At 63.5% G+C, this 5136-nt stretch carries 5 protein-coding genes; all 5 read left to right on the top strand.

Going from position 1 to position 5136, the window contains the following annotated elements:
- The first annotated feature begins 66 nt into the window (after positions 1-66).
- The gene (locus JHD07_RS32300; protein ID WP_291629499.1) at positions 67-876 is read left to right on the top strand and encodes an ABC transporter permease; all 810 of its coding nucleotides are present in this window, start codon (positions 67-69) and stop codon (positions 874-876) included.
- Between the two features lie 51 nt (positions 877-927).
- Complete coding sequence (locus JHD07_RS32295; protein WP_291629497.1) at positions 928-1920, top strand: ABC transporter substrate-binding protein; 993 nt, start codon at positions 928-930, stop codon at positions 1918-1920.
- Positions 1921-2041: 121 nt separating this feature from the next.
- Entirely contained in the window at positions 2042-2884 is an 843-nt protein-coding gene (locus tag JHD07_RS32290) for an ABC transporter ATP-binding protein (RefSeq protein ID WP_291629496.1), read from the top strand.
- A gap of 217 nt (positions 2885-3101) precedes the next feature.
- Positions 3102-4490 (top strand): hypothetical protein, encoded by a 1389-nt coding sequence (locus tag JHD07_RS32285; RefSeq protein WP_291629494.1) that lies wholly within the window; start codon positions 3102-3104, stop codon positions 4488-4490.
- A gap of 5 nt (positions 4491-4495) precedes the next feature.
- Positions 4496-5136: Gfo/Idh/MocA family oxidoreductase (locus tag JHD07_RS32280; protein ID WP_291629492.1), on the top strand; the 641-nt coding region annotated here is incomplete at its 3' end.

The raw sequence follows: 5136 nt of genomic DNA, 5'->3' as shown, positions 1-5136 counted from the left end.
TCTGGACAGTATTTATCCAACGGGTTAATTTCTCGCCATAACGAAGAAGACTGCCGGGAGTGAAAATTGGCCGAGCCCAAGCCGCAGCACGCGATTTCCAAGCTGCTGAATGCAGCCTGGGTTCGGCCGTTCTTGTTCCTCGTCTTCATCGTCGTCGCCTGGGATCTCGCCATCCGGATCTTCAGGATTCCCGCCTACCAGATCCCGTCGCCGCTCGACGTCGTCGCCGTGCTGCGCACCGAATGGCCGGAGCTGCTGCGCCAGTCCTGGCCGACCACCTATGCCACCGTCTGCGGCTTCCTGCTTTCGGCGCTGTTCGGCATTCCCGTCGCGATGCTGATCGCGGGCTCGAAAACGGTGGAGAGCTATATCTATCCGCTGCTGGTGTTCTCGCAGTCCGTGCCGAAGATCGCGATCGCGCCGCTGTTCGTGGTCTGGTTCGGCTTCGGCATCATTCCAAAGGTCATCTCGGCATTCCTGCTCGGCTTCTTCCCCGTGGTGGTGTCGGCCGTGCAGGGTTTCAAATCGGTCGATCCCGACATGGTCGATCTCGCGCGCGCCATGCAGGGCAGCCGCTTTCAGGTGTTCCGCGCGGTGAACCTGCCGCATGCGCTGCCGGCGATCTTCTCAGGCCTGAAAGTGTCGGTGACGCTCGCCGTGGTCGGCGCCGTCGTCGGCGAGTTCGTCGGCTCCAATTCCGGCATCGGCTACGTCATGCAGCGCTCGATCGGCACGTTCGATCTGCCGACGATGTTCGCAGCTCTCGTCATTCTCGCGCTGCTCGGCGTGGTCCTGTTCTGGATCGTCGACCGGGTCGAGAAGCTGGTCATTCCATGGCATGTCAGCCAGCGCGAGGACGTCATTTTCGCGTCTTGAATCTAGCAACGGCCACCAACGGCCGAAACATAACGGCAAGGGAGAGAAGCGATGAAGCGGTGGATTGGAGCTGCATCAGTGGCACTGATGGCGTTCGCAGCCGTGCCGGCGCAGGCGGCCGACAAGGTCGTGCTGATGCTGAATTGGTACGTTTATGGTGAGCACGCGCCGTTCTATTACGGTAAGGCCAAGGGCATCTACGCGGCTGAGGGCATCGAGCTCGAGATCCAGGAAGGCCGCGGCTCGGCCGCGACCACGCAAGCGGTCGCCGCCAAGACCGCCGACTTTGGCTATGTCGACGTGCCCACCATGATGCGCGCCGCGATCAAGGGGGCGCCGGTGGTAGCGACCGGCGTGCTGCTGCAGACCTCGCCGATGTCCGCCATGGGCTTCGCCGACAAGAACATCAGGAAGCCCGAGGACATCAAGGGCAAGACGGTCGCGATCACGCCTGCGGACTCCATGACGCAGATCTGGCCGCTGTTCCTGAAGAAGACCGGCCTGAAGGAGAGCGACTTCAAGACCGTCGCCGGCGACGGCCAGACCAAGCTCAATGCCGTCATCAACGGCCAGGCCGACCTCCTGCTCGGCTACGTCATGGACCAGTCGATGAAGATCAAGGACGCGACGGGTAAGGACGTCTTTCCGATCAAGTTCGCGGACTACGGCATCAACATGGTGTCGTCGGGCATCATCGCCAACGTCGATTATGTAAAAGCCAATGCCGACATCGTCCGACGCTTCATGTCGGCGACGACCAAGGCGGTCGAGGCCGCCGAGAAGGAGCCGAAGGCTGCGGCGCAGGCAATCCTCGATGCGAACCCCAAGGGCGGCAAGATCGATACGCTGACGCAGGGCTTCGAGCTGACCATTCCGCTCTATAGAACCGCCGAAACCAAGGGTAAGCGGCCGTTCCAGGTCACCGACCAGAATATGACGGACTCCGTCAATCTGATGGTCGAATATGGCGGTCTCGACGCCAAGGCCAAGGAGAACCCGAAGGCCTTCTACACCAACGATTATCTGCCGAAGAGCGGGTCGTGAGCGCCAAACACACCGTCATTCCGGGGCTCGCGAAGCGAGAACCCGGAATCTCGAGATTCCGGGTCTGGTCCTTCGGACCATCCCGGAATGACGGGGTGTATCGTCGAGTGGACTTAGCCGAATGAACCACGCAACGAAGACCGCCGACATGCAGCCCACCGCGCATCTGCGCCTGGTGTCAGACCGCGCCAGTGATGCCTCCGGCATCAAGCTGTCCGGCGTCTCCAAAACCTACCGCACGCGCGACGGCGACGTGCCGTCGCTGCGGCCGCTCGACTTCAACATCAATGACGGCGAGTTCTTCGTCGTAGTCGGCCCTTCCGGCTGTGGCAAGTCCACGCTGCTCAAGCTGATCTCGGGCCTGCTGGCGCCGACCACGGGCGAGATCCTGGTCGAGGGCGAGAAGGTGACGGCGCCGCATGGCAATGTCGGCATCGTCTTCCAGAACGCGCTGCTGCTGCCCTGGCGCAACATCCTCAAGAACGTGATGCTGCCGATCGACATGAAGCGGCTGCCGCGGGACAAGTATCTCCCGCGCGCCAGGGAGCTGTTGAAGCTGGTCGGGCTCGAAGGCTTTGAGAAGAAACTGCCCTGGCAGCTCTCCGGCGGCATGCAGCAGCGCGCCTCGATCTGCCGCGCGCTGGTGCACGATCCCAGGATCATGCTGATGGACGAGCCGTTTGGCGCACTCGATGCGCTGACCCGCGAGCGCATGAATGTCGAATTGATGCGGATCCAGCGCGAGACCAGGAAGACGGTGCTCCTGATCACGCACTCCATTCCCGAGGCCGTGTTCCTCGCCGACCGCGTGCTGGTGATGACCGAGCGCCCCGGCGCAATCGCCGCGATCTACGACGTGCCGCTGCCGCGCCCGCGTTCGCTCGACGCGATGGCGGACCCGGTGTTCATCGAGCTGGTGCAGCGCATACGCAAGCACTTCTTCTCGCAAGGTGCGTTGGATTAGCTGTCATGGCGTTTTCCGAGGGAGCCACGTGCACGCTGCGCTCCCTCCCCCGCCTGCGGGGGAGGGTTGGGGAGAGGGTGTCTCCACATCGGGACACTCCCCTAGAGGAGAGAACCCTCACCCGGCGCTGCGCGCCGGCCTCTCCCGCAAGCGGGAGAGGCGAGTCGCCCGTGGCCACACCAGTCGCGCCAGATTCAATTCACGTCGTTGCAACACCATGTCCCACCGCCTGAAGCTGCGAGACATCGCCTTCTTCGAACGCCCCGTGCAGTTCGCGCGGCCGTTCCGCTTCGGCGCGATCACGATCAACGCGACGCCGCAGCTGTTCGTGCGGGCCGAGATCGAGGTCGAGGGCAGGGGCGTTGCGGTCGGCGCCAGTGCCGAAATGCTGGTGCCGAAGTGGTTTGACAAGCGACCGGAACTCTCGCCAGCACAGACGGTCGACGGCTTGCGCCGCTCGCTGGAGATCGCGCGCGGCCTCTATCTGGCGTGCACCGGATTCCAGACGGCATTCGATCTGCATGCCTCATGCGTCGGTGCCCAGATCGCGACCTGCGCGAAGAAGGACATTCCGCCGCTCGCTGCGGCTTACGGTCCGGCCGAGATCGACAAAGCCATTCTCGATGCGCTGCTACGCGCCTCGGGAGCAAACTTCTTCGACGGGATGGCCGGTAACATCGCTGGCATCGATGCTCGGCTTTCTACTGACCTGAGCGAGCACGACATCAGGACGTTTCTATCCAATAGGGTGCCGTTGGAACGTGTTGCCATCAGGCATACCGTTGGTCTTGATGATACCGTCGAAGGCGAGGGGGGCGTTGCCGATCAACGCGAGAACGCCGGTGCGCGCTACTTCAAGCTCAAGCTGTCGGGCGATCCCGCCGCCGATGCGGCGCGGCTTGCGCGGATCGGCAAGGAGCTCGACGCGCTCGGCCGCAACGTCAAGGTGACGCTCGATGCCAATGAGCAATACGCCGACCTCTCGGCGTTGCGTGCGCTGATCGACCGTCTCGATCACGACGCCACGCTGCGCGCGATCGCGGTGCGCCTGCTCTATGTCGAGCAACCGATGCCGCGCGATATCACGCGGCAGACGCCACTTGGCACGCTAGGCACGCGCGGCTTCATCATCGACGAGGCCGACGATTCCTACGATGCCTTTCCGGCCGCCCGGGCGCTCGGCTATCGCGGCATCTCCTCGAAGTCCTGCAAGGGTCTCTACAAATCCATCGTCAACGCGACGCGCGCGGCGAAATGGAGCGCGGGCGGCGAGCAGTTCTTCGTCACCGGCGAGGACCTGACCTGCCAGGCAGGTCTCGCCGTGCAGCAGGACCTCGCCCTCGGTGCCCTCATCGGCGTCACCCACGCCGAGCGCAACGGCCACCACTACGTCGACGGCTTTGGTGAGACGCCTCTCGCCGAAACTGCGGCCTTCGCCGCCGCGCATCCCGATCTCTACGCCGATGCCGGTCAGGGCATCCGGCTCTCCATCCATAACGGCGATCTCCTGACTGGATCGCTTCACGCAATGGGCTTTGCCACCGTGGTCCATCCCGACTGGTCGGCGCTGCGCCCGCTCGAACAGCCCAAATCACTTCAGGAGTAATTGGCATGACCACCCAACGCCTCGGCCTCATCATGAACGGCGTCACCGGCCGCATGGGGCTCAACCAGCATCTGATCCGCTCGATCGTTGCGATCCGCGATCAGGGCGGCGTCCGCCTGAAGAACGGCGACCGCGTCATGCCCGATCCGATCCTGGTCGGCCGCAGCGCGGAGAAGGTCGAGGCGCTTGCCAGGCGCTTCAACATCACGCGCTGGACCACCGACCTCGATGCCGCGCTCGCCGACAAGAACGACACCATGTTCTTCGACGCCGCGACCACGCAGGCGCGCCCCGGTCTGCTGACCCAAGCCATCAACGCGGGCAAGCATGTCTATTGCGAGAAGCCGATCGCGACCAATTTTGAGGAGGCCATCGAGGTCGTGAAGCTGGCCAATGCCAAGGGCGTCAAGCACGGTACGGTGCAGGACAAGCTGTTCCTGCCCGGCCTGAAGAAGATCGCTTTCCTGCGCGATTCCGGTTTCTTCGGTCGTGTCCTCTCGGTGCGCGGCGAGTTCGGCTATTGGGTGTTCGAAGGCGGCTGGCAGGAAGCGCAGCGGCCATCGTGGAATTACCGGGACGAGGACGGCGGCGGCATCATCCTGGACATGGTCTGCCACTGGCGCTACGTGCTCGACAATCTCTTCGG

This window comes from Bradyrhizobium sp. (assembly GCF_016462955.1).
In the GTDB taxonomy this organism is placed as follows: domain Bacteria; phylum Pseudomonadota; class Alphaproteobacteria; order Rhizobiales; family Xanthobacteraceae; genus Bradyrhizobium.
Note: the sequence above shows the minus strand (reverse complement) of the source record. Positions and strands in the feature narration are given on the sequence as shown.